17 protein-coding genes are annotated in these 20,601 nt (G+C 67.2%); 8 read left to right on the top strand and 9 right to left on the bottom strand.

Annotated features, from left to right (window positions below; genetic code table 11):
- Positions 1 to 44: 44 nt before the first annotated feature.
- Positions 45 to 1,163 (bottom strand): phosphoserine transaminase, encoded by a 1,119-nt coding sequence (gene serC / locus A5686_RS01885; protein WP_156749893.1) that lies wholly within the window; start codon positions 1,161 to 1,163, stop codon positions 45 to 47.
- Between the two features lie 246 nt (positions 1,164 to 1,409).
- Here serC and A5686_RS01880 point away from each other — a divergent pair, with 246 nt between their 5' ends.
- On the top strand, positions 1,410 to 2,435 hold the full coding sequence (locus A5686_RS01880) for a diiron oxygenase (RefSeq protein WP_067930227.1): 1,026 nt from the start codon (positions 1,410 to 1,412) through the stop codon (positions 2,433 to 2,435).
- A 17-nt stretch (positions 2,436 to 2,452) separates the two neighbouring features.
- Positions 2,453 to 4,141 (top strand): FAD-dependent oxidoreductase, encoded by a 1,689-nt coding sequence (locus A5686_RS01875; protein ID WP_067930223.1) that lies wholly within the window; start codon positions 2,453 to 2,455, stop codon positions 4,139 to 4,141.
- On the opposite strand, the gene A5686_RS01870 is transcribed toward A5686_RS01875, so the two are convergent.
- Both A5686_RS01870 and A5686_RS01865 read right to left on the bottom strand, forming a co-directional pair.
- The gene (locus tag A5686_RS01870) at positions 4,142 to 4,600 is read right to left on the bottom strand and encodes a VOC family protein (RefSeq protein WP_067930217.1); all 459 of its coding nucleotides are present in this window, start codon (positions 4,598 to 4,600) and stop codon (positions 4,142 to 4,144) included.
- Positions 4,601 to 4,728: 128 nt separating this feature from the next.
- On the bottom strand, positions 4,729 to 5,850 hold the full coding sequence (locus A5686_RS01865) for a citrate synthase 2 (protein WP_067930206.1): 1,122 nt from the start codon (positions 5,848 to 5,850) through the stop codon (positions 4,729 to 4,731).
- A 72-nt stretch (positions 5,851 to 5,922) separates the two neighbouring features.
- Between A5686_RS01865 and pdxH the strand changes: the two genes are divergently transcribed.
- Positions 5,923 to 6,597, top strand: coding sequence for a pyridoxamine 5'-phosphate oxidase (gene pdxH, locus A5686_RS01860; RefSeq protein WP_067930203.1), 675 nt, complete (start codon positions 5,923 to 5,925; stop codon positions 6,595 to 6,597).
- Between the two features lie 155 nt (positions 6,598 to 6,752).
- The gene (locus tag A5686_RS01855) at positions 6,753 to 8,048 is read left to right on the top strand and encodes a citrate synthase (protein ID WP_067930202.1); all 1,296 of its coding nucleotides are present in this window, start codon (positions 6,753 to 6,755) and stop codon (positions 8,046 to 8,048) included.
- Positions 8,049 to 8,085: 37 nt separating this feature from the next.
- Here the strand turns inward: A5686_RS01855 and A5686_RS01850 are convergent, their stop codons facing one another.
- From A5686_RS01850 to A5686_RS01825, 6 genes are all read right to left on the bottom strand, one after another.
- The gene (locus tag A5686_RS01850; RefSeq protein ID WP_067930353.1) at positions 8,086 to 9,660 is read right to left on the bottom strand and encodes an NAD(P)/FAD-dependent oxidoreductase; all 1,575 of its coding nucleotides are present in this window, start codon (positions 9,658 to 9,660) and stop codon (positions 8,086 to 8,088) included.
- Entirely contained in the window at positions 9,657 to 9,920 is a 264-nt protein-coding gene (locus A5686_RS01845; RefSeq protein WP_067930351.1) for a DUF2630 family protein, read from the bottom strand. The genes A5686_RS01850 and A5686_RS01845 overlap by 4 nt, the downstream gene beginning before the upstream one ends.
- 132 nt (positions 9,921 to 10,052) lie before the next feature.
- Complete coding sequence (locus A5686_RS01840; RefSeq protein ID WP_067930201.1) at positions 10,053 to 11,390, bottom strand: sensor histidine kinase KdpD; 1,338 nt, start codon at positions 11,388 to 11,390, stop codon at positions 10,053 to 10,055.
- 15 nt (positions 11,391 to 11,405) lie between these two features.
- On the bottom strand, positions 11,406 to 12,116 hold the full coding sequence (gene prrA / locus A5686_RS01835; RefSeq protein WP_112632790.1) for a two-component system response regulator PrrA: 711 nt from the start codon (positions 12,114 to 12,116) through the stop codon (positions 11,406 to 11,408).
- Between the two features lie 148 nt (positions 12,117 to 12,264).
- The gene (locus A5686_RS01830; RefSeq protein ID WP_067930200.1) at positions 12,265 to 13,113 is read right to left on the bottom strand and encodes an endonuclease domain-containing protein; all 849 of its coding nucleotides are present in this window, start codon (positions 13,111 to 13,113) and stop codon (positions 12,265 to 12,267) included.
- A gap of 82 nt (positions 13,114 to 13,195) precedes the next feature.
- A complete protein-coding gene (locus tag A5686_RS01825) occupies positions 13,196 to 14,686 on the bottom strand; it encodes a carboxyl transferase domain-containing protein (protein ID WP_067930198.1) in 1,491 nt (496 codons plus the stop codon).
- A gap of 27 nt (positions 14,687 to 14,713) precedes the next feature.
- On the opposite strand from A5686_RS01825, the gene A5686_RS01820 reads away from it, so the two are divergent.
- Genes A5686_RS01820 through A5686_RS01805 form a run of 4 tightly spaced genes read left to right on the top strand, consistent with a single transcriptional unit; the run spans position 14,714 to position 20,562 of the window.
- Complete coding sequence (locus A5686_RS01820) at positions 14,714 to 15,445, top strand: enoyl-CoA hydratase (protein WP_067930196.1); 732 nt, start codon at positions 14,714 to 14,716, stop codon at positions 15,443 to 15,445.
- Positions 15,446 to 15,450: 5 nt separating this feature from the next.
- Entirely contained in the window at positions 15,451 to 16,560 is a 1,110-nt protein-coding gene (locus tag A5686_RS01815; RefSeq protein ID WP_067930349.1) for an MBL fold metallo-hydrolase, read from the top strand.
- 40 nt (positions 16,561 to 16,600) lie between these two features.
- Positions 16,601 to 18,184 carry a serine hydrolase gene (locus tag A5686_RS01810; RefSeq protein WP_067930194.1) on the top strand — a complete coding sequence of 528 codons (1,584 nt, stop codon included), beginning with the start codon at positions 16,601 to 16,603 and terminating at the stop codon, positions 18,182 to 18,184.
- The gene (locus A5686_RS01805) at positions 18,181 to 20,562 is read left to right on the top strand and encodes a cation-translocating P-type ATPase (RefSeq protein WP_067930192.1); all 2,382 of its coding nucleotides are present in this window, start codon (positions 18,181 to 18,183) and stop codon (positions 20,560 to 20,562) included. The genes A5686_RS01810 and A5686_RS01805 overlap by 4 nt, the downstream gene beginning before the upstream one ends.
- Positions 20,563 to 20,601 lie beyond the last annotated feature (39 nt).

The raw sequence follows: 20,601 nt of genomic DNA, 5'->3' as shown, positions 1-20,601 counted from the left end.
GCTGTGCTGACACGCGGTGTGATTGCGCGCTGATTGCCGGCCGGTTACAGGCGCTCGACCACCCAATCGATGCACTGGGTGAGCGCGCTGACGTCGTCAGGGTCCACCGCCGGGAACATCCCCACCCGCAGTTGGTTGCGGCCGAGTTTGCGGTACGGCTCGGTGTCGACGATGCCGTTCGCCCGCAAAATCTTCGCCACGGCCGCGGCGTCGACCTCGTCGGCGAAGTCGACAGTGCCCACCACCTGTGAGCGCAGCTTCGGGTCGGCGACGAATGGCGTCGTGTAGGACCTCTCTTCGGCCCAGGAGTACAGCCGACCCGACGAGTCCGCGGTGCGTTTGACGGCCCAGTCCAGCCCGCCGTTGCCCAGCATCCAATCGACCTGCTCGGCCATCAGCGCGAGGGTGCCGACCGCCGGGGTGTTGTACGTCTGGTCCTTGAGACTGTTCTCCACCGCGATGGGCAACGACAGGAAGTCGGGAACCCAGCGGCCGGCGGCGGCGACGGACTCGACGCGGGCCAGCGCTGCCGGGCTCATGATGGCCAACCACAGGCCACCGTCGCTGGCGAAATTCTTTTGCGGAGAAAAGTAGTAGGCGTCGGTTTCGGGAATGTCGACCGGCAGCCCGCCGGCGCCCGAGGTCGCGTCGACGACGATCAGCGCATCACCGGAATCTGCGGGCCGGCGGACGGGCACCGCGACGCCGGTGGACGTCTCGTTGTGCGCCCAGGCGATGACGTCCACCGAGGGATCGCTCTGCGGCTCGGGGGCACCGCCGGCGTCCGCCTTGATGACGATGGGATCGCCGATGAACGGATTTTTGGCGACCGCAGAGGCGAACTTGGAGCTGAACTCGCCGAAGGACAAGTGCAGCGAGCGCTTGTCGATCAGGCCGAACGCCGCGGCATCCCAGAACGCGGTCGCGCCGCCGTTGCCCAGGATCACCTCGTAGCCCTCGGGGACGGAAAACAGGTCGGCAAGCCCGGACCGCAACCGGCCGACCAGATTCTTGACCGGCGCCTGCCGATGCGAGGTGCCGAACAACGGGGCGACCGTCGTGGTCAGCGCCTGCAGTTGTTCGGGCCGGACCTTCGACGGGCCACAGCCGAAGCGGCCGTCGCGGGGTTTGATGTCAGCGGGGATCTCGAGCTGGTCAGCCATGCTCATCAGGGTAGTGACGCGACCTGACGGGTCGGTGCGGCGGCCCGTCCGCGAGCCCCCGCCGGCGGGTGAAAAGGCCTGCTCGCGGGTTGTCGGACGGTTGGCCGGGTGTGATCTGGGACATAAAAAATTGATGACCACCGGTCAGGTCACAGCATCCGTACAAGGTCTAGAGAATATCCGGTACCTGCGGTACTGTCTGGACACAGCACGTCCAAATGTAAACCTCGTTGGGGAGGCCTGGATATGGCTAGGACGCGACTAGTCCGGCGTTGGCGAAACAACATGGAAGTGCGCGACGACGCCGAATACGTCAACATGCTTGCCACACTGTCCGAGGGGTCGGTGCGGCGCAACTTCAATCCGTACACCGACATCGACTGGGATTCACCGGAATTCGCCGTCGCGGAAAACGATCCGCGGTGGATTCTGCCGGCGACCGACCCGCTGGGCCGTCACCCCTGGTATCTCGCGCAGTCGGACGAGCGCAAGATCAAGATCGGGATGTGGCGCCAGGCCAACGTGGCGAAGGTGGGGCTGCACTTCGAATCCATCCTGATCCGCGGCCTGATGAACTACACGTTCTGGGTGCCCAACGGGTCGCCGGAATACCGGTACTGCCTGCACGAATCGGTTGAAGAGTGCAACCACACCATGATGTTCCAGGAGATGGTCAACCGCATCGGCGCCGACGTGCCGGGCATGCCGCGGGTTCTCAAGTGGCTTTCGCCGTTGGTTCCGCTGGTCGCCGGCCCGCTGCCGGTGGCGTTCTTCATCGGCGTGCTCGCCGGCGAGGAGCCGATCGACCACACGCAGAAAAACGTTCTGCGCGAAGGCAAGTCGCTGCATCCCATCATGGAGCGGGTGATGGCCATTCACGTGGCCGAGGAGGCTCGCCACATCTCGTTCGCCCACGAGTTCCTGCGCAAGCGGGTGCCGGAATTGACCAAGAGGCAGCGATTTTGGACCGCGCTGTACCTGCCGCTGACCATGAAAGTGCTGTGCCGCGCAATCGTGGTGCCGCCCAAGGCGTTCTGGCGCGAGTTCGACATCCCGCGCGACGTGAAGAAGGAATTGTTCTTCCGCTCCCCGGAATCGCGTAAGTGGCTCAGCGACATGTTCGGTGACGTGCGAATGCTGGCTTATGACACCGGCCTGATGGAGACCCGCTCGGCGCGGTTGATGTGGCGGTTGTGCAAGATCAGCGGAAGGCCGTCGCGTTACCGCAGCGAGCCGCAGCGCCAGCACCTGGCCCCCGTCCCGGCCGCCTGATAACTGCGAGATCCTCTATGCCGCACGTTATTACCCAGTCGTGCTGTAACGACGGGTCCTGTGTTTTCGCCTGCCCGGTGAATTGCATTCACCCGACACCGGACGAGCCCGGCTTCGCCACCTCGGAGATGCTCTACATCGATCCGGTGGCGTGCGTTGACTGCGGTGCCTGCGTGAGCGCGTGCCCAGTGGGCGCGATCGCACCCGACACCCGGCTGGACTCCAAACAGCTGCCTTTCATCGAGATCAACGCGTCCTTTTATCCGGACCGGCCGATGGAGGAGAAGCTGCCGCCGACCTCGAAGCTGGCCCCGGTGATCCCGGCCGCCGAGGTACACGCCCGCCGAAGGCCGCTGACCGTGGCCATCGTCGGATCGGGGCCGGCGGCGATGTATGCCGCCGACGAACTGCTGACCCAGCAGCGCGTCCGCGTCAACGTCTTCGAAAAGCTACCCACGCCTTACGGTTTAGTGCGGGCCGGGGTGGCGCCCGATCACCAGAACACCAAGAGGGTCACCCGGCTTTTCGACAAGGTCGCCGGTGACCGCCGGTTTCGGTTCTATCTCAACGTCGAGGTCGGCAAGCAGCTGAGTCATGCGGACCTGCTGGCTCACCACCACGCCGTGCTGTACGCCGTCGGTGCGCCCGATGACCGCCGGCTGGACATTGAGGGCATGGGCCTGCCGGGGACCGGCACCGCAACCGAACTGGTGGCGTGGATCAACGGGCATCCCGAGTTCGCAGACCTGCCAGTCGATCTCAGCCACGAGCGGGTGGTGATCGTCGGCAACGGCAACGTCGCGCTCGATGTTGCCCGGGTGTTGACCGCGGATCCCGACGACCTGGCCCGCACCGACATCGCCGACCACGCGCTGGCGGCCTTCCGGGGCTCGGCGGTGCGCGAGGTGGTGATCGCCGCCCGGCGCGGCCCCGCGGACTCGGCGTTCACGTTGCCCGAGTTGATCGGACTCACCGGCAGCTCCGAGGTGGTGCTCAGCGCGGCCGATCATCGGCTGGTGGTGGCCGATCTCGCGACCGCGTCGGATGCGTTGACGAAACGCAAGCTGGAAATCCTGAGCACGTGCGGCGATGATTTGGCGCCGTCGTCGCGTCCGAGGATCAGGCTGGCTTATCGGCTCACCCCGAACCGCGTGCTGGGCGAGCAACGCGCCACCGGCATGGAGTTCTCGGTCACCGGAACCGACGAGACGCGCATTTTGGAAACGGGTCTGGTGCTGACATCGATTGGCTATCGCGGCAAGCCGATTCGCGATCTTCCTTATGACGAATCATCGGCCGTCGTGCCGAACGACGGGGGTCGCGTCGTCGAACCCGCCTCCGGCGTTCCGGTGCCCGGCGCATACGTCGCGGGCTGGATCAAGCGGGGACCCAGTGGGTTCATCGGCACGAACAAGTCCTGCTCGTTGCAGACCGTGCAGTCCCTGGTCGCCGATTTCAACGCCGGCAATCTGACCGATCCGGTCGGCAAGCCCGAGGCGCTGGCCAGCCTGGTGCACGCTCGTCAGCCCGAGGCCATCGACGCGGCGGGATGGCGCGCCATCGACGCCGCCGAGATCGCGCGGGGCAGCGATGAGGGCCGGCCCCGCAGCAAGTTCACCGACGTGTCCGCCATGCTCGCCGCAGTAGCCGCCGCAGCGCCGGCGCCGCCACCGCGACGCCGGCTGCTGGATCGGCTGCTCGGTTAGTCAGCCGGCTCCCTGCCCGGCCATCGCCGCCGCGATCTCGTCCATGCTGACCTCGCGGACCGGCTGTCCCAGTGACCAGTGATGGCCGAACGGGTCGGCCACCATGCCGTAGCGGTCACCCCAGAACTGGTCGTCCAGCGGGGTGACCACTGTGGCACCCGCATCCAGTGCACGCTGGAAGCTGGCGTCGACATCGGGGACCGTCAGGTGGATCGTGACGGGCGTGCCGCCGAGCGACGTCGGTGTCATCGATTTGCCCCCACACACTTCGGGGAAGTCGTCGTTGAGCATCACCGTGAAGCCGTTGATGCGGACCGCGGCGTGCACCAGTTTGCCATCGGGGCGCGGCACGCGCCCTATTTCCTGTGCCCCAAAAGCCTTGACGTAGAAGTCGATTGCCGCGGCTGCATCGTCGACCACCAGGTGCGGGGACAGGGCCGGCTCGATGTTGATCGCCATGCTGATTCTCCTTATCGGTTCCCTCTCCTGCCCGGGGCGGGCAGGTTCACGATTTATGACTGCGTCGGCGACGAAAACTCATCGCGACGGCAACCATTAGATCGTCGGGTACCGACAAACCAGGCGGCTCATGCGTTGGTGAGACTGCGGTCCCAGCCTTCGACGGATTCCGGGCTGCGCGGTCCCGGGCCCACGTAGATGGCCGACGGCCGGACCAGCTTGCCCAGCCGCTTCTGCTCGAGGATGTGGGCGCACCACCCCGCGGTACGGCCGCAGGTGAACATCGCCGGCATCATGTTGGCCGGCACTCGGGCGAAGTCCAGCATCACCGCGGCCCAGAACTCGACGTTCGTCTCGATCGCCCGGTCCGGACGCCGCTCGCGCAGCTCCGCCAGCGCCGCCTGCTCCAGCGCGACGGCCACCTCGTGGCGCGGCGCGCCCAGCCGTTCGGCGGTAGCCCGCAGCACCCGGGCCCGCGGGTCCTCCGCGCGGTAAACCCGGTGCCCGAACCCCATCAGCTTGTCGCCGCTGTCCAAAATCTTCTTTACCAGGCCACGCGCGTCGCCGGTGCGCTCGACCTCTTCGATCATCGGCAGCACCCGCGCCGGCGCCCCGCCGTGCAGCGGCCCGCTCATCGCCCCGATCGCGCCGGACAACGCCGCCGCCACGTCGGCGCCGGTCGAGGCGATCACCCGCGCGGTGAACGTCGAGGCGTTCATGCCGTGCTCGGCGGCCGAGACCCAGTAGGCGTCAATCGCTTCGACGTGCCGTGGGTCCGGCTCACCTTGCCACCGCGTCATGAAACGCGCGGTGACCGTATCGCATTCGTCGATGATTCGCTGCGGGACGGCAGGCTGGTAGATGCCGCGCGCGGACTGTGCCACGTAGGACAGCGCCATCACCGACGCGCGGGCCAGCTGGTCGCGGGCGACGGACTCCTCGGTGTCCAGCAGCGGCTTGTACCCCCAGATCGGGGCCAGCATCGCCAAGCCCGCCTGCACGTCGACGCGGACGTCGCCGGTGTGGATGGGCAGGGGGAACGGCTCGGCGGGCGGCAGCCCGCGGCCGAACTTGCCGTCGACCAGCAGTGCCCACACGTCGCCGAACGTGACTTGCTGGGTCACCAAGTCTTCGATGTCGACACCGCGATAGCGCAGCGCACCGCCGTCTTTATCCGGTTCGGCGATTTCGGTGGTGAAGGCGACCACGCCCTCGAGGCCGGGGACGAAGTCTTCGGGGACCGCAGTCATACCGAAAATTCTCGCACCCCCTGATCGGGCCGACGCTACCGGCCGGTAGCGAGCGCCGGTAGCGTTGACGCGATGGCAGGACCGAACCCCGAACAAGGAAAAGAGCACCTGCAACGAATGCGTGTGGAGTACGGGTCGGTGGAAAAAGACGGCAGTCCAGATCTCGACGCGGATTGGCTGAGTGGCGGCTGGGTTTCGTTGTTGCGCAGATGGATCGACGATGCCGAGCGGTCGGGCGTCGCCGAGCCCAACGCGTTTGTGCTGGCTACCGTCACTGCCGACGGCAGACCGGCGAGCCGATCGGTGCTGTGTAAGAGCGTGGACGAGACCGGGATCACTTTTTTCACCAACTATGACTCGGCCAAGGCCGACGACCTCGCGACGACGCCCTACGCCTCGGCGACGTTTCCCTGGTACCAGCTCGGTCGTCAGGTGCACATCCGCGGGCCGGTGAGCAAGGTCAGCGCGCAGGTCACCGAGGACTACTGGTCCAAGCGGCCGCGCGGGTCGCAGCTGGGCGCGTGGGCGTCGCACCAATCGCAACCGATCGCGTCGCGAGCCGCCCTTCTCGACCAGCTGAGCGAGGTCACCGCCCGGTTCGCCGACCGCGAGCAGGTCCCGGTCCCGCCGGGCTGGGGTGGCTATCTGATCGCTCCGGAACTGGTTGAGTTTTGGCAAGGTCGGGAGGACCGGTTGCATAACCGCATCCGGGTGACCGGCGATCGGGTCGAACGGCTTCAGCCCTAGCGCTGACGATGCACGTCGCGCGCCGGCGTGAGGGATCGGTCGCTGGCGTGACCAGCAGACCCGACCCCGGACGGGCGCCCCATGCTCATAACGACTACCTTTTGCAGTAAGCACCAAGTCAGCAGCCATACCAGCCAGAGCGCAAAGGGGTTCTCGTGGCAGACAACGACGACACCGCCACATTGAAGTACCCGGGCGGCGAGATTGACCTCCAGATCGTCAACGCCACCGAGGGTGCTGACGGCATCGCGCTGGGCTCGCTGCTGTCCAAGACCGGCTACACCACGTTCGACAACGGTTTCGTCAACACCGCCGCGTGCAAAAGCGCCATCACCTACATCGACGGCGACGCCGGGATCCTGCGCTACCGCGGCTACCCGATCGAGCAGCTCGCCGAGAAGTCGACCTTCATCGAAGTGAGCTACCTGCTGATGTACGGCGAGCTGCCGACCAAGGACCAGCTGGCCGAATTCACCAAGCGCATCCAGTTGCACACCATGCTGCACGAGGACCTGAAGCGCTTCTTCGACGGCTTCCCGCCCAACGCGCACCCGATGCCGGTGTTGTCCAGCGTGGTGAACGCGTTGAGCGCCTACTACCCGGACTCGCTGGACCCGATGGACAACGAGCAGGTCGAGCTGTCGACCACCCGCCTGCTCGCGAAACTGCCCACCATCGCCGCCTACGCCTACAAGAAGTCGATCGGCCAGCCGTTCCTCTACCCGGACAACAAGCTGTCGTTGGTGGAGAACTTCCTCTGGATGACGTTCGGGTTGCCGGCCGAGCCCTACCACGCCGACCCGGAGATAGTGCGGGCGCTGGACATGCTCTTCATCCTGCACGCCGACCACGAACAGAACTGTTCGACGTCGACGGTCCGGTTGGTCGGCTCGTCGCGGGCGAACCTGTTCACCTCCATCTCCGGAGGCATCAACGCGCTGTGGGGGCCGCTGCACGGCGGCGCCAACCAGGCGGTGCTCGAGATGCTCGAGCAGATCCGCGAAAGCGACGACGATGTCAGCGAATTCGTGCGTAAGGTGAAGAACCGCGAGGCCGGCGTGAAGTTGATGGGTTTCGGTCACCGCGTGTACAAGAACTACGATCCGCGCGCCCGCATCGTCAAGGAGCAGGCCGACAAGATCCTGGCCAAGCTCGGCGGCGATGACGACCTGCTGGACATCGCCAAGCAACTCGAAGAGGCGGCGCTCACCGACGACTACTTCGTCGAGCGCAAGCTCTACCCCAACGTCGACTTCTACACCGGCCTGATCTATCGGGCGCTGGGCTTCCCCACCCGGATGTTCACCGTCCTGTTCGCACTGGGGCGGCTGCCCGGGTGGATCGCGCACTGGCGCGAAATGCACGACGAGGGCGACAGCAAGATCGGCCGTCCGCGCCAGATCTACACCGGTTACACCGAGCGCGACTACACCACCATCGACGCGCGCTAACACGGGGACTGGATCCGCAAGCGCGGCAATACATCCGCTATCTGAGCGAGGCCAGCACGGCCATCGCGGCGTTGTGTCCGCCGATGCCCGAGACCGCCCCGCCACGGCGTGCGCCGCAGCCGCACAACATGATCCGTTCGTGCGCGGTGGCCACCCCCCATCGCCGTGCCGGGGTGTCCAACGGGTCGTCGTCTTCGGCGAACGGCCACGACAGGCCACCGTGGAAGATGTTGCCCGCGGTCATGTTCAGCCCGCGGTGCAAGTCCAGCGTCGTCGTCGTCTCGATGCAGGGCCGGCCATGCGCGTCGGTCATCAAGACCTCTTGAATCGGTTCGCCGACAACGGAATTCAGCGACGCCAGTACGGCGTCGGTCAGTCGGTCGCGCAGGGCGCCGGAGTAGCTGCCGTCGAACAGTGAGTGCGGGGTGTGCAAGCCGAACACCGTCATCGTGTGGGCGCCCGAGTCGCGCAGGTCGGCCGAGAGGATGCTCGGGTCGGCCAGCGAGTGGCAGTAGGCCTCGCAGGGCAGCGGGTTCGGGATCTGCCCAGTTACCGCGTGCGAATACGCCGCGTCCAGCTGAGTCCAAGTTTCGTTGACGTGGAAGGTGCCGGCGAATGCATCCTCGGGTCTAACCTTCCGGTCGCGCAGCCCGGGCAGCCTCCGCAGCATCATGTTGACCTTGACCTGAGCGCCCTGGGCCGGGACCGCCGGCCGTTCACCGAGGAGGCCGGCAAGGACCGTCGGTGTGACGCCGGCCAGGACGAACCGGGCCCGAATCAGGTGTTCTTCCTCGCCCCTGCGATAGCACACCTCCCCGTCGGGATCGACCGCGTAAACCTCTGCACCGGTGGTGATTTCGGCCCCATGGCGGACCGCCGCCGCGGCCAGGGCCGTGGTCACCGCGCCCATCCCGCCGATCGGGACGTCCCAGTCTCCGGTGCCGCCGCCGAGGACGTGATACAGGAAGCAGACATTCTGGGTCAGCGAAGGGTCATCGAGGCGGGCGAACGTGCCGATCAGTGCGTCGGTCGCGATCACCCCGCGCACCACGTCGCTGCGCACCGCCTCGGCGATGGCGTGTCCGATCGGGTGCTCGATCATCGCGTGCCACGCGGCCGCCGCGCGGCTGCCGCCACCTTCCAGCACCTGCCGGCGGGCGTCCCCGCGGGTGCGCAGCGGCTCGAGCAACGTCGGCCACAGCCGCTCGGTGACCAGCCGGCACCGTTGGTAGAAGTCAGCGAACCCCTGCGCGTCGCCGGCGGCCCCGATACCGGCGAAGGTGTCGCCGGGCGACCCGATCAACAGCCCGCTGTGGCCGCCGGTCGCCGGGTCGGGTGTGTACGACGAAAACGGCCGCCGGGCCAACCGCACGTCGGCGCCCAGATCTTCGACGATTCGTGCCGGTAACAGACTGACCAGGTAGGAGTAGCGCGATACCCGAACGCCGACGCCGTCGAAGGCGTGCGCCGAGACCGCCGCGCCGCCGGTGTGGTCGAGCCGTTCCAGCAGGCGCACCCGCAGACCCGCGCGGGCCAGGTAGGCGGCCGCCACGAGGCCGTTGTGTCCGCCTCCGATGACTAAGGCGTCGACTCGGCTTGCGTGGTCGCTCAGCTCAGGTAGCCCTCGACCTCGTCGGGCGGACGCACCTCTGCCGCTCGCGGGTCGCCTCCGGTCTCGCGTAGCGCCCGGCGCTGCCGCAACAGGTCCCAGCATTGGTCCAGTTGGACCTCGACCTGCCGGAGGCGGTCGTGTTCTTCCGAAGTGTCGATGTCCCCGCGCTGCAGCTGGGCCCGCAGCGCTTTCTCCTCGGCGACCAAGTCACGAATGACTGCCAGCGTGTCGTTGTCGGTCGGTTTACTGCCGTTGGCCATCGCTCCAGTGTGCCCGACTCGAAAGACACTCCACCACCGCCCAGGCCTGGTTCACCGACGAGAAGTCCGCCGAACAAGCCGGTTTCACGCCCTGGGGCGACAGCTCGGAGAATCTGCGGCGGCGATAGAGCGCTAGCTGGGGCCCGGGAGCCGCAGTACCAGCCGCGCCCCACCCAGGGGGCTGTTCTCCAGCGCCGCCGTCCCGCGGTGCAGCTGGGCCTGCTGGGCAACCAGGGCCAAACCCAGACCCGACCCGGAATGAGAGGCCGTCGATCCGCGGGAGAACCGATCGAACACCACCTGGCGCTCATCCTCGGGCACGCCGCTGCCGTTGTCGTCGATGGCGATCTCCACCCCGGCGCGCGAGCTGACCGCCGACAGCTGGACCTGGGTGGCGCCACCATGCTTGACGGCGTTGGCGATCGCGTTGTCGACGGTGAGGCGCAATCCGGCCGGTAACCCGACGATGATGCAGGTGGGCGACGGCACCAGCGAAACATCGACCCCTGGATAGATCCGGGTGGCGTCGTGGGCCGCGCGGTCGAGCAGCTCGGTGATGTCGACAGGCACGTGGTCGTCCGCCGTCGACAATTCGCCCTGGGCCAACCGTTCTAGGGCGGTCAGCGTTGCCTCGATTCGCGACTGGGTGCGGATGACGTCGCTTAGCACCTCTTTGCGCTGTTCATCCGTCATGTCCAGGGTGGACAGCACTTCGAGGTTGGTGCGCATCGCGGTCAACGGGGTGCGCAGTTCATGCGAGGACACGGCGGCGAAGTCGCGTGCCGACGCGAGCGCGTCCTTGGTCCGGTCCTGTTCGGTCCAGATGCGCTGCAACATGCCCCGCATTGCTTCGGCGATCTCGACGGCCTCACTGGCGCCACGCACGGCCACCTGCGGGCGCTCGTCGGCGTCGATCGAACGGGCTTGCTGGGCAAGGCGTTTGAATGGTCGCACCGCGAAAGCCGCCAGGAGCCAAGCGAATACCCCTGCCGCGCCGATCGACAGCGCGCAGATCAGGATCACCCGGCGATGCAGGTTGTTGGTCTGGGCGATCGTGTCGTCATAGGTCGCACCCACCGCCACCGTCGCCGGCTGCGGAGTGCGCACCTCCAAGGTCCGCACTCGATAGCGCACCCCGTTGATGTACGTGTCGGCGTAGCCGACGTCCAGCGGCGGCAGCGTGATGTCCGAATTGGACATGACCTGGCCCTCGCGCCGGACCGTGATGACGGTGTCCTGGTCGTTGGGGGTGCGCGGGATGTCGCCGAGTCCACGCGGCAGGAAGGGGATGGCGAAGCCCGCCGCCTCGTCGAGGCGGCGATCCAGCCGTTCCTTCCAGGCGCTGGTGATGCCGAACCACACGACCGCGCCCGCGATGACCACCACGATGGCGGTGCCGATGGCCGTCGCAACCGCGACCCTCGCCCGTAACGATGGCGTACGGGTCGCAATCCGGGACAGGAAGTTCATTGCCGGTAGACCTGCTTACTGCATGCGCAGTACGAATCCCACTCCGCGGACGGTGTGCAGCAGCCGGGGGCCACCGTTCGCCTCCAGCTTGCGGCGCAGATATCCGATGAACACGTCGACGACGTTGGTGTCGGCGGCGAAGTCGTAACCCCACACCAGCTCGAGCAGCTGTGCGCGGGACAACACCGCCGTCTTGTGTTCGGCCAGCACCGCCAGCAGGTCGAATTCCCGCTTGGTCAGGTCGACGTCGACGCCGTTGACCCGGGCCCGCCGTCCCGGGATATCGACTTCCAGCGGCCCGACCGTGATGGTTTCCGAGGAGGACGTGGCGGTGGCGCCGCGGCGGCGCAGCAGCGCCTTGACCCGCGCGACCAGCTCGGCCAGCACGAAGGGTTTGACCAGGTAGTCGTCGGCTCCGGCCTCCAGGCCGGCCACCCGATCGTCGACCGAGCTGCGGGCGGACAGGACGCAGACCGGGACGTCGTTGTCCATGGCGCGCAGCGCCGTGACGACGCTGACGCCGTCCAGCACCGGCATGTTGATGTCGAGCACGATCGCGTCCGGGCGCGTCTCGGTGGCGCTGCGCAAGGCCTCGGCGCCGTCGACCGCTGTCGACACCTCGAATCCGGACAGCCGCAGACCGCGTTCGAGCGACGCGAGCACATCTGAATCGTCGTCGACGACCAAGACCCGCGGTGAGCTAGCTCCAGTGTCCATGCGGCCCATTTTGCCTGATTGTCGACTATCGCTGTGGGAGGCTGCACCGCTGTATCGCTCGGCACTGCTCGGCCGCGTCATGTCCGCGTCATCTCCGCGTGATGTCCGCGCGAGTCATAAACCACACACATGTACGTCGGCGCGTCGTGTGCGTGGCTTATGTGTCGCGATATCCGCGACGGCGCAGGGCCTCTCGGATTCCGCCGATAACGGCCTCGGGCCGGTCTTCAGCGACCACCCGCACGACGACCCATCCGCAATCCGCGAGCGCGTCGAGTCGGCGAATATCTCGCACGTACTGGCGCCGGCTCGTGCGGTGCTGGTCCCCGTCGTACTCGACCGCCACTTTGAAGCGATCCCAGCCCATGTCGAGGAGCGCCACTGTCCGGTAATGCATGACCACCGGTATCTGGGTTTCGGGTTTGGGCAATCCTGCGCCGACGATCAGCAATCGCAGCCAGGTCTCTTTTGGGGATGCCGCACCCGCGTCGACGAGCGGCAGCACCGTTCGCAGTTGGTGCAGGCCCCGCGCGCCGCGGTGTCGCTTGGCCAGGAGCAGCACGTCTTCGGCGGAGAACGGCGCGGCACGCATCAAGGCGTCGAGTCGCGCCACGGCCTCTGCGGAGGGGAGTTGTCGCGCCAGGTCGAAAGCCGTGCGCACGAGGCTGGTCACGGGCAGGCCGGTGACGTGCGAAATTTCGTCGTCCGCTAGGCGCTGATTGCGGGTCAAAATGCCGTCGGGGGCATGTTGATTGCGCCAAATCAACTCGACCGGCTCATCGTCGTCGATCCAGTCCGCGCCGTGCAGTGCCGCAGCGGCCAGCCCAGCCAGCACGCCCCGTCGCCGCGACCATAACCACGCCGCCTCAGACCGTATCCGGAGCGAGGGTGATGTGTGACGGGCCAGATAGATGTCGGGGTAAATCGTGCGGAAATCGGTGAGCAGCTGATACCGGGTCAGTTTTCGCTGGCGCAAAGCTTCGCTGCCCACGAAGGCGTCATGCATACGCATAAGACGCGATGTGCGGGTGAACGGTTTGGCGAGACATAAACCACGCACACGTACGTCGGCGTGTCGTCTGCGTGGCTTACGTGTCGCGACGGAATTCGGGCAGACCGATGTTGCGGTAGCGCCGCAGCCGGGCGGCCAGCCGCTCGGCGGAGGGGAGCTCGCGCAGCGCGTGCACCTCGGCGGCGATGGCCCGCGACAATCGCTGCGCGAACTCGACCGGCTCGTCGGCCGCGTCGGGATACTCCGGGACGACGGCGTCGACGATTCCCGACTTCAACAGGTCGGCAGATCGGATTCCTTGTGCCGCAGCGAGTTCGGCGGCGTGCTCGGTGTCGCGGAAGACGATCGCGCTCGCGCCCTCCGGTGGTAGCGGAGCCAGCCACCCGTGCAATGCGGCGAGCACCCGATCGGCGGGCACCATCGCCAAAGCCGGGCCACCGCTGCCCTGGCCCAACAGCACCGACACCGTCGGGGTATCCAGCGTCACCAACTCGGCCAGGCATTGCGCGATCTGCCCGGCGAGCCCGCCCTGTTCGGCTTCGGCCGACAGCGCCGGCCCCGCGGTGTCGATCGCCAGCACCAACGGCAGACGCAACTCGGCGGCCAGCGCCATGCCACGCCGGGCTTCGCGCAGTGACGCCGGGCCCACCAAGCCGCCCGTCAGCCGCTGCTGGCCAAGCACCACCACGGGCTGGCCGGCGAACCGAGCCAACGCCAACAACGTGGTCGCCGCCTCTCCCTGACCGGTCCCCGACAGCATCACCCGATGCGTGGCGCCGTGCCGCAGCAACAGCCCAACCCCCGGCCGGTCGGGCCGCCGCGACGCCACCACCGAGTCCCACGCCGAGACGTCGGGCGTCGGTTCGGGTGGCGCCGGCGCGGGCAGCTGCTCAGGAGCGTCGGCCATGACGGTCATGGCACGGTCCAGCATGCGGCGCAGCTCATCGAGCGGAACGACGCCATCGATCACGCCGTGCCGCTGAAGGTTTTCCGCGGTCTGCACGCCCTCGGGGAAGGGTTCGCCGTAGAGGAGCTGGTACACGCGCGGGCCCAGGAAGCCGATCAGCGCGCCCGGCTCGGCGACCGTCACATGGCCCAGCGAGCCCCAGGACGCGAACACCCCGCCGGTGGTCGGATTGCGCAGATAGACCAGATAGGGCAGGTGTGCTCGTCTGTGCAGCCGCACGGCCGCGGCGATCTTCACCATCTGCAGAAACGCGACCGTTCCCTCTTGCATGCGGGTGCCGCCGGAACTCGGCGACGCCAGCAGCGGCAGCCCCTCGGACGTCGCCCGCTGCACCGCGGCGGTGATCCGCTCGGCCGCGGCAACCCCGATCGACCCGCCCAGGAAGCCGAACTCGCAGACCACCACCGCGACTCGGCGCCCGAAGACGTGGCCTTCGCCGGTGACCACCGATTCGTCCAGGCCCGTCGCGGTGCGGGCGTCGGCGAGCTCTCGGGCGTAGGACTCGCTGACCGGCACCTTGAGCGGTTCACCGTCCCAGCGGATGAAGGAATTTTCGTCCAGCACGGCATCGCGGAGTTGAGCAGCCGTAATACGACTCACGTGACGAGGCTATATAGGGTGGCTGCCATGATCGGTGTTACCCGGGCCGAGGCCGTTATGACCATCGAGCTGCAGCGCCCCGAGCGCCGCAACGCGTTGAACTCTGAGCTGGTCGAGGAGCTGCGCGAGGCCGTGCTGAAGGCCGGAGACGGCTCCACCCGCGCGATCGTGCTGACGGGGCAGGGGACGGCGTTCTGTGCCGGCGCAGATCTCAGCGGTGACGCCTTCGCGGCCGACTACCCCGACCGGCTCGTCGAGCTGCACAGGGTGCTCGATGCCACATTGATCCCGGTGATCGGGGCCATCAACGGCCCGGCCATCGGCGCGGGCCTGCAGTTGGCCATGCAATGCGATCTGCGGGTCGTCGCACCCGACGCGTTCTTCCAATTCCCGACCTCGAAATATGGCCTGGCGCTGGATAACTGGAGCATCCGGCGGCTGTCGTCCCTCGTCGGTCACGGCCGGGCTCGGGCGATGCTGCTCACGGCGGAGAGGCTGACCGCCGACGTGGCGCTGCAGACCGGGATGGCCAATCGCATCGGGACACTGGCCGACGCGCAGGCCTGGGCCGCCGAGATCGCCGGGCTGGCGCCGCTGGCGATCCAGCACGCCAAGCGGGTGCTCAACGACGACGGCGCCATCGAAGAGGCCGATCCGGTGCACAAGGAACTCTTCGACAAAGCCTGGAGCAGCCAAGACGTCGTCGAAGCCCAGGTCGCCCGCATCGAGAAGCGGCCACCGAAGTTCCAGGGGGCGTGACAAACATGCGGGGGACGCTACGGCTGGTCGCCGGCACGGCGTCGCTGGCGGCGGGCGGTTGGCTGATGCGAGCGCTGCACGGCGCGCCGGACGCGCTCGGCGCCCATCCAGCCTCGATCGCCGCGGTGACAGCCGGGTCGCCGCACTACCGCAACGGCGTCTTCGTCAACCTCGAGCCCGCCTCCGAGACCAAGATGGACCGCGAGCAACTGCGGCTCATCGCGTGGGAGCTGATCGGCAACCGGGGCGCGAGCAAGCCGAAGGGGCCGATCCCGCTGGCGTCGCCGGGGATGCTCGACGCCGACCCGAGCCGGCTGGCTGTGAGCTGGTTCGGTCATTCCACGGCGCTGCTGGAGATCGACGGTTACCGGGTACTCACCGATCCCGTATGGAGCGACCGGTGTTCGCCGTCGGACGTCGTCGGCCCGCAGCGGCTGCATCCGCCGCCGATCCAACTCGAGGCGCTGCCCGCCGTCGACGCGGTGGTGATCAGCCACGATCATTACGACCACCTCGACATCGACACGGTCAGGGCGCTGGCCCGCACTCAGCGGGCACCGTTCTTCGTGCCGCTTGGCATCGGGGCCCACCTGCGGCGGTGGGGGATACCCGATCAGCGCATCGTCGAGCTCGACTGGCATCAGAGCGCCAAAGTCGACGAGCTGGCCGTGGTGTGCGTGCCGGCGCGGCACTTCTCGGGACGCTTTCTGGACCGCAATACGACGCTGTGGGCGTCCTGGGCGTTCGTCGGCCCGGCGCATCGGGCGTACTTCGGCGGCGACACCGGCTACTCGAAGAGCTTCGAGCAGATCGGCGCCGATCACGGGCCGTTCGACCTGACGCTGCTGCCGATCGGGGCCTACAACACGGCGTGGCCCGATGTCCACATGAACCCCGAGGAGGCGGTGCGCGCGCACCTCGACGTCACCGATGGCGGACTGCTGGTGCCGATCCATTGGGGCACCTTCCGATTGGCCCCGCACCCGTGGGCTGAACCGGTTGAGCGGCTGCTCGCCGCCGCCGCGCCGGAGCGGGTGCAGGTGGCGGTGCCGGCGCCGGGTCAACGCATCGATCCCGCGGCACCGGAGAAATCCGATGCCTGGTGGCGGCTGTAGATCCACGCGGCGCCCATCGTCACCGCGTTAGGGTTCGCGGATGACCAATCGCGCGGCCGCGGCCGTCCTCACCGCGGCGTTGCTCGGGTTGACGGGGTGCGACTCCGTACAGCCGACGGCGGGGCAGCCCTCCACACTGTCCGACACCCCGCCCAACGAGGTCGCCGGCGTGACGATCCCCGCCGGCCGCATTGACGAGGCCGTCGCCAAGCTGGACGGGTTGATCAACGACCTGATGAAAGGCACCGGCATTCCCGGGATGGCGGTAGCCGTCGTGCACAGCGGGAAGGTGTTGTACGCCAAAGGCTTCGGCGTCAAAGACGAGAGCAAGGGGCAGGGCAAGGACAACAAGGTGGACGCCGACACCGTCTTCCAGTTGGCTTCTGTGTCCAAATCGGTGGGCGCGACGGTAGTCGCGCACGAGGTCAGCGACAACGTGCTCGCGTGGGACACACCCGTCGCGGCCAAGCTGCCGTGGTTTACGCTGAACGATCCCTACGTCACCAGCCACGTGACCGTCGGCGACCTGTACGCGCATCGCTCCGGCTTGCCAGACCATGCCGGTGACAAGCTCGAAGACCTCGGCTATGACCGCCGGCAAATCCTGGAGCGGCTCAAGTACCTGCCGCTGGATTCGTTCCGAATCAGCTACGCCTACACCAACTATGGGATCACTGCCGGTGCCGAGGCGGTGGCGGCCGCGGCGGGCAAGCCATGGGAGGACCTCTCCGACGAGGTGCTCTACCGCCCGCTGGGAATGGCTTCGACCAGTTCGCGGTTCGCCGACTTCATCGCCAGGCCCAACCATGCGGTCAACCACATCAAAGTCGGTGACAAGTGGCAGGCCCGCTTCCAGCGCGACCCGGACACCCAGTCGCCGGCGGGCGGCGTGAGTTCATCGGTAAACGACATGGCGCGCTGGCTATTGATGTTGCTGGGCAACGGAACCTACAACGGCCGCCGGATCACGTCGCCGGAAGCACTGCTGCCCGCCATCAGCCCGCAAATGGTGTCGTCGCCCGCCACGACGCCGCAGGCGCGCACCGGATTCTACGGATACGGCTTCAACTCCTCGGTCGACTCGTCGGGCCGCACCGAGTTCAGCCATTCCGGCGCTTTCGATTTGGGCGCGGCCACAAATTTCGTGGTGCTGCCGTCGGAGGATTTGGGCATTGTCGCGCTGACCAACGCCGCGCCCTACGGCATCCCGGAAACGCTCACCGCCGAGTTCATGGACCTCGTTCAGTACGGTCGGATCCGTGAGGACTGGGGACCGCTGTACAAGAAGGCGATCGGCTGGTTGAACAACCCGGTCGGCTCACTGGTCGGAAAGCAACCCCCGGTCAACCCCGCCCCGGCCCGACCGCTCGGTGACTACGCCGGCAGCTATGTGAGCGACTACTGGGGGCCGGCGGTCGTGACCCAACACGACGGCGCGCTGCAACTGCAGATGGGTCCGAAAAACCGGACGACCACCCTCGCCCACTGGGACGGCGACACCTTCACCTTTGCGCTGACCGACGAAAACGCACCACCCGGAACGGTTTCCAAAGCTGTTTTCGGCGACCATACGCTGAACTTGGAGTATTACGACTCGAACAAGCTGGGAACCTTCACGCGATGACTCACGCCTCGGGCCTGACCGACGCCGAAGTCGCGCAGCGGGTGGCGGACGGCAAAAGCAACGCGATGCGGCAGCGCGCCACTCGCAGCATCACCGAGATCGTCCGGGCCAACGTGTTCACTCGGATCAACGCGATCCTCGGAGTATTGCTGCTGATCGTGGTCGCGACGGGCTCGGTGATCAACGGCATGTTCGGGCTGTTGATCATCGCCAACAGTGTCGTCGGCATGGTTCAAGAAATCCGCGCGAAGCAGACGCTGGACAGGCTCGCCATCGTCGGGCAGGCGAAACCCCTGGTGCGCAGGCAATCCGGGACCAAGGCCGTGCCGCCCGGTGAAGTGGTGATCGACGACATCATCGAGGTGGGCCCCGGCGATCAGGTCGTCGTGGACGGGGAGGTCGTCGAGGAGGCGAGCTTGGAGGTCGACGAGTCGCTGTTGACCGGGGAGGCCGACCCGGTCGCCAAAGCCGTCGGTGACTCGGTGATGTCAGGCAGCTTCGTCGTCGCGGGCAGCGGTGCCTACCGCGCCACCAAGGTCGGGCCGGCCGCCTACGCGGCCAGGCTCGCCGAGGAGGCCAGCAAGTTCACGTTGGTGAAATCCGAACTGCGCAATGGGATTAACCGCATCCTGCAGTTCATCACCTACCTGTTGGTGCCGGCTGGACTGCTGACCGTCTACACCCAGTTGTTCACCACGCGCGCGGACTGGCGGGAGGCCGTGCTGCGCACGGTCGGCGCGCTGGTGCCGATGGTCCCCGAAGGGCTGGTGTTGTTGACCTCGGTCGCATTCGCGGTCGGGGTGGTGCGGCTCGGTCAGCGCCGGTGCCTGGTGCAGGAGCTGCCCGCCATCGAGGGACTCGCGCGCGTCGACGTGGTGTGCGCGGACAAGACGGGCACCTTGACCGAGAGCGGTATGCGGGTCGCGAGCGTAGACGAGCTCGACCAATCGGCGCAGCGGGAACCGATCGGCGACGTGCTCGCCTCGTTGGCCGCCGCCGATCCGCGTCCGAACGCGAGCATGCGGGCCATCGCCGAGACCTATCACCAGCCCCCCAGTTGGACCGCCACGGCGACGGCACCTTTCAAGTCGACCACCAAATGGAGCGGTGTCTCTTTCCAAGACCACGGCAACTGGGTGATGGGGGCTCCGGACGTGTTGCTCGAGCCGTCGTCGGACGTGGCTGTACAGGCCGAGCGGATCGGGGCGCAGGGGCTACGGGTGCTACTGGTCGGCGCCGGTGATGTCGCCGTCGACGACCCCGACGCGCCGGGCCGCGTCACCCCGGTTGCGCTGGTGGTCCTCGAACAGAAGGTGCGCCCGGACGCGGGCAAGACGCTGGATTACTTTGCTGAACAAGGCGTTTCGGTCAAGGTGTTGTCCGGGGACAACGCGGTCTCGGTCGGCGCCGTCGCCGGCACGCTGGGGCTGCGCGGCGAGACGATGGACGCGCGTCAATTGCCCTCGGAAACCGCACAATTGGCGGACGCGCTGGACACTCACACCACCTTCGGCAGGGTACGGCCGGACCAGAAACGGGCCATGGTGCACGCCCTGCAAACACACGGACACACTGTCGCGATGACCGGCGATGGCGTCAACGACGTGCTGGCCCTCAAGGACGCCGACATCGGCGTCGCGATGGGATCCGGCAGTCCGGCAGCGCGCGCCGTCGCGCAGATCGTGCTGCTGGACAACAGATTCGAGACGCTGCCTTACGTCGTCGGCGAGGGCAGGCGGGTGATCGGCAACATCGAACGCGTCGCTAACCTTTTCTTGACCAAAACGGTGTACTCGGTCCTGCTGGCCTTCTTGGTGGGCATCGAATGCCTGCTGGCCAAACCACTCAAGGCCGACCCGTTGCTATATCCGTTCCAGCCCATCCACGTCACCATCGCGGCTTGGTTCACCATCGGCATACCGTCGTTCATCCTGTCGCTGGCGCCCAACAACGAACGCGCGCACCCGGGCTTCGTGCGCCGGGTCGTCTCATCGGCACTGCCCTCCGGATTGATCGTCGGCAGCGCGACGTTCGCCTCCTACCTGCTGGCGTATCACGGTCGTCACGCCAGCTTCCAGCAACAGGATCAGGCGTCCACTGCCGCCCTGATCACCTTGCTGATGACGGCGCTGTGGGTGCTGGCGGTGGTGGCGCGGCCGTACCAGTGGTGGCGGGTGGCGCTGGTAATCGCTTCGGGCGTGGCCTATGTCGTGATTTTCAGCCTGCCGTTGGCGCGCAAGGCGTTCCTGCTCGACCCGTCCAATGTCGCGGTGACGTCGACCGCGCTGGGCGTCGGTGTGCTGGGCGCCGCAGCTATCGAGGCCACGTGGTGGATTCGCGCCAAGGTGTTGGGCGTGCAGCCGCGGTTGTGGCGCTGAGCGCGCCGAACTCACCCCGCAGTGGGTTGTCGCGGACCA

The organism is Mycobacterium sp. E2479 (assembly GCF_001667925.1).
Taxonomy (GTDB): domain Bacteria; phylum Actinomycetota; class Actinomycetes; order Mycobacteriales; family Mycobacteriaceae; genus Mycobacterium.
Note: the sequence above shows the minus strand (reverse complement) of the source record. Positions and strands in the feature narration are given on the sequence as shown.

What these genes read in the sequence shown, in the direction of transcription:
- serC (WP_156749893.1), bottom strand. Translation starts at nt 1,163, where the DNA reads ATGGCTGACCAGCTCGAGATCCCCGCTGACATCAAACCCCGCGACGGC.
- A5686_RS01880 (WP_067930227.1), top strand. Translation starts at nt 1,410, where the DNA reads ATGGCTAGGACGCGACTAGTCCGGCGTTGGCGAAACAACATGGAAGTG.
- A5686_RS01875 (WP_067930223.1), top strand. Translation starts at nt 2,453, where the DNA reads ATGCCGCACGTTATTACCCAGTCGTGCTGTAACGACGGGTCCTGTGTT.
- A5686_RS01870 (WP_067930217.1), bottom strand. Translation starts at nt 4,600, where the DNA reads ATGGCGATCAACATCGAGCCGGCCCTGTCCCCGCACCTGGTGGTCGAC.
- A5686_RS01865 (WP_067930206.1), bottom strand. Translation starts at nt 5,850, where the DNA reads ATGACTGCGGTCCCCGAAGACTTCGTCCCCGGCCTCGAGGGCGTGGTC.
- pdxH (WP_067930203.1), top strand. Translation starts at nt 5,923, where the DNA reads ATGGCAGGACCGAACCCCGAACAAGGAAAAGAGCACCTGCAACGAATG.
- A5686_RS01845 (WP_067930351.1), bottom strand. Translation starts at nt 9,920, where the DNA reads ATGGCCAACGGCAGTAAACCGACCGACAACGACACGCTGGCAGTCATT.
- A5686_RS01840 (WP_067930201.1), bottom strand. Translation starts at nt 11,390, where the DNA reads ATGAACTTCCTGTCCCGGATTGCGACCCGTACGCCATCGTTACGGGCG.
- prrA (WP_112632790.1), bottom strand. Translation starts at nt 12,116, where the DNA reads ATGGGCCGCATGGACACTGGAGCTAGCTCACCGCGGGTCTTGGTCGTC.
- A5686_RS01830 (WP_067930200.1), bottom strand. Translation starts at nt 13,113, where the DNA reads ATGCATGACGCCTTCGTGGGCAGCGAAGCTTTGCGCCAGCGAAAACTG.
- A5686_RS01820 (WP_067930196.1), top strand. Translation starts at nt 14,714, where the DNA reads ATGATCGGTGTTACCCGGGCCGAGGCCGTTATGACCATCGAGCTGCAG.
- A5686_RS01815 (WP_067930349.1), top strand. Translation starts at nt 15,451, where the DNA reads ATGCGGGGGACGCTACGGCTGGTCGCCGGCACGGCGTCGCTGGCGGCG.
- A5686_RS01810 (WP_067930194.1), top strand. Translation starts at nt 16,601, where the DNA reads ATGACCAATCGCGCGGCCGCGGCCGTCCTCACCGCGGCGTTGCTCGGG.
- A5686_RS01805 (WP_067930192.1), top strand. Translation starts at nt 18,181, where the DNA reads ATGACTCACGCCTCGGGCCTGACCGACGCCGAAGTCGCGCAGCGGGTG.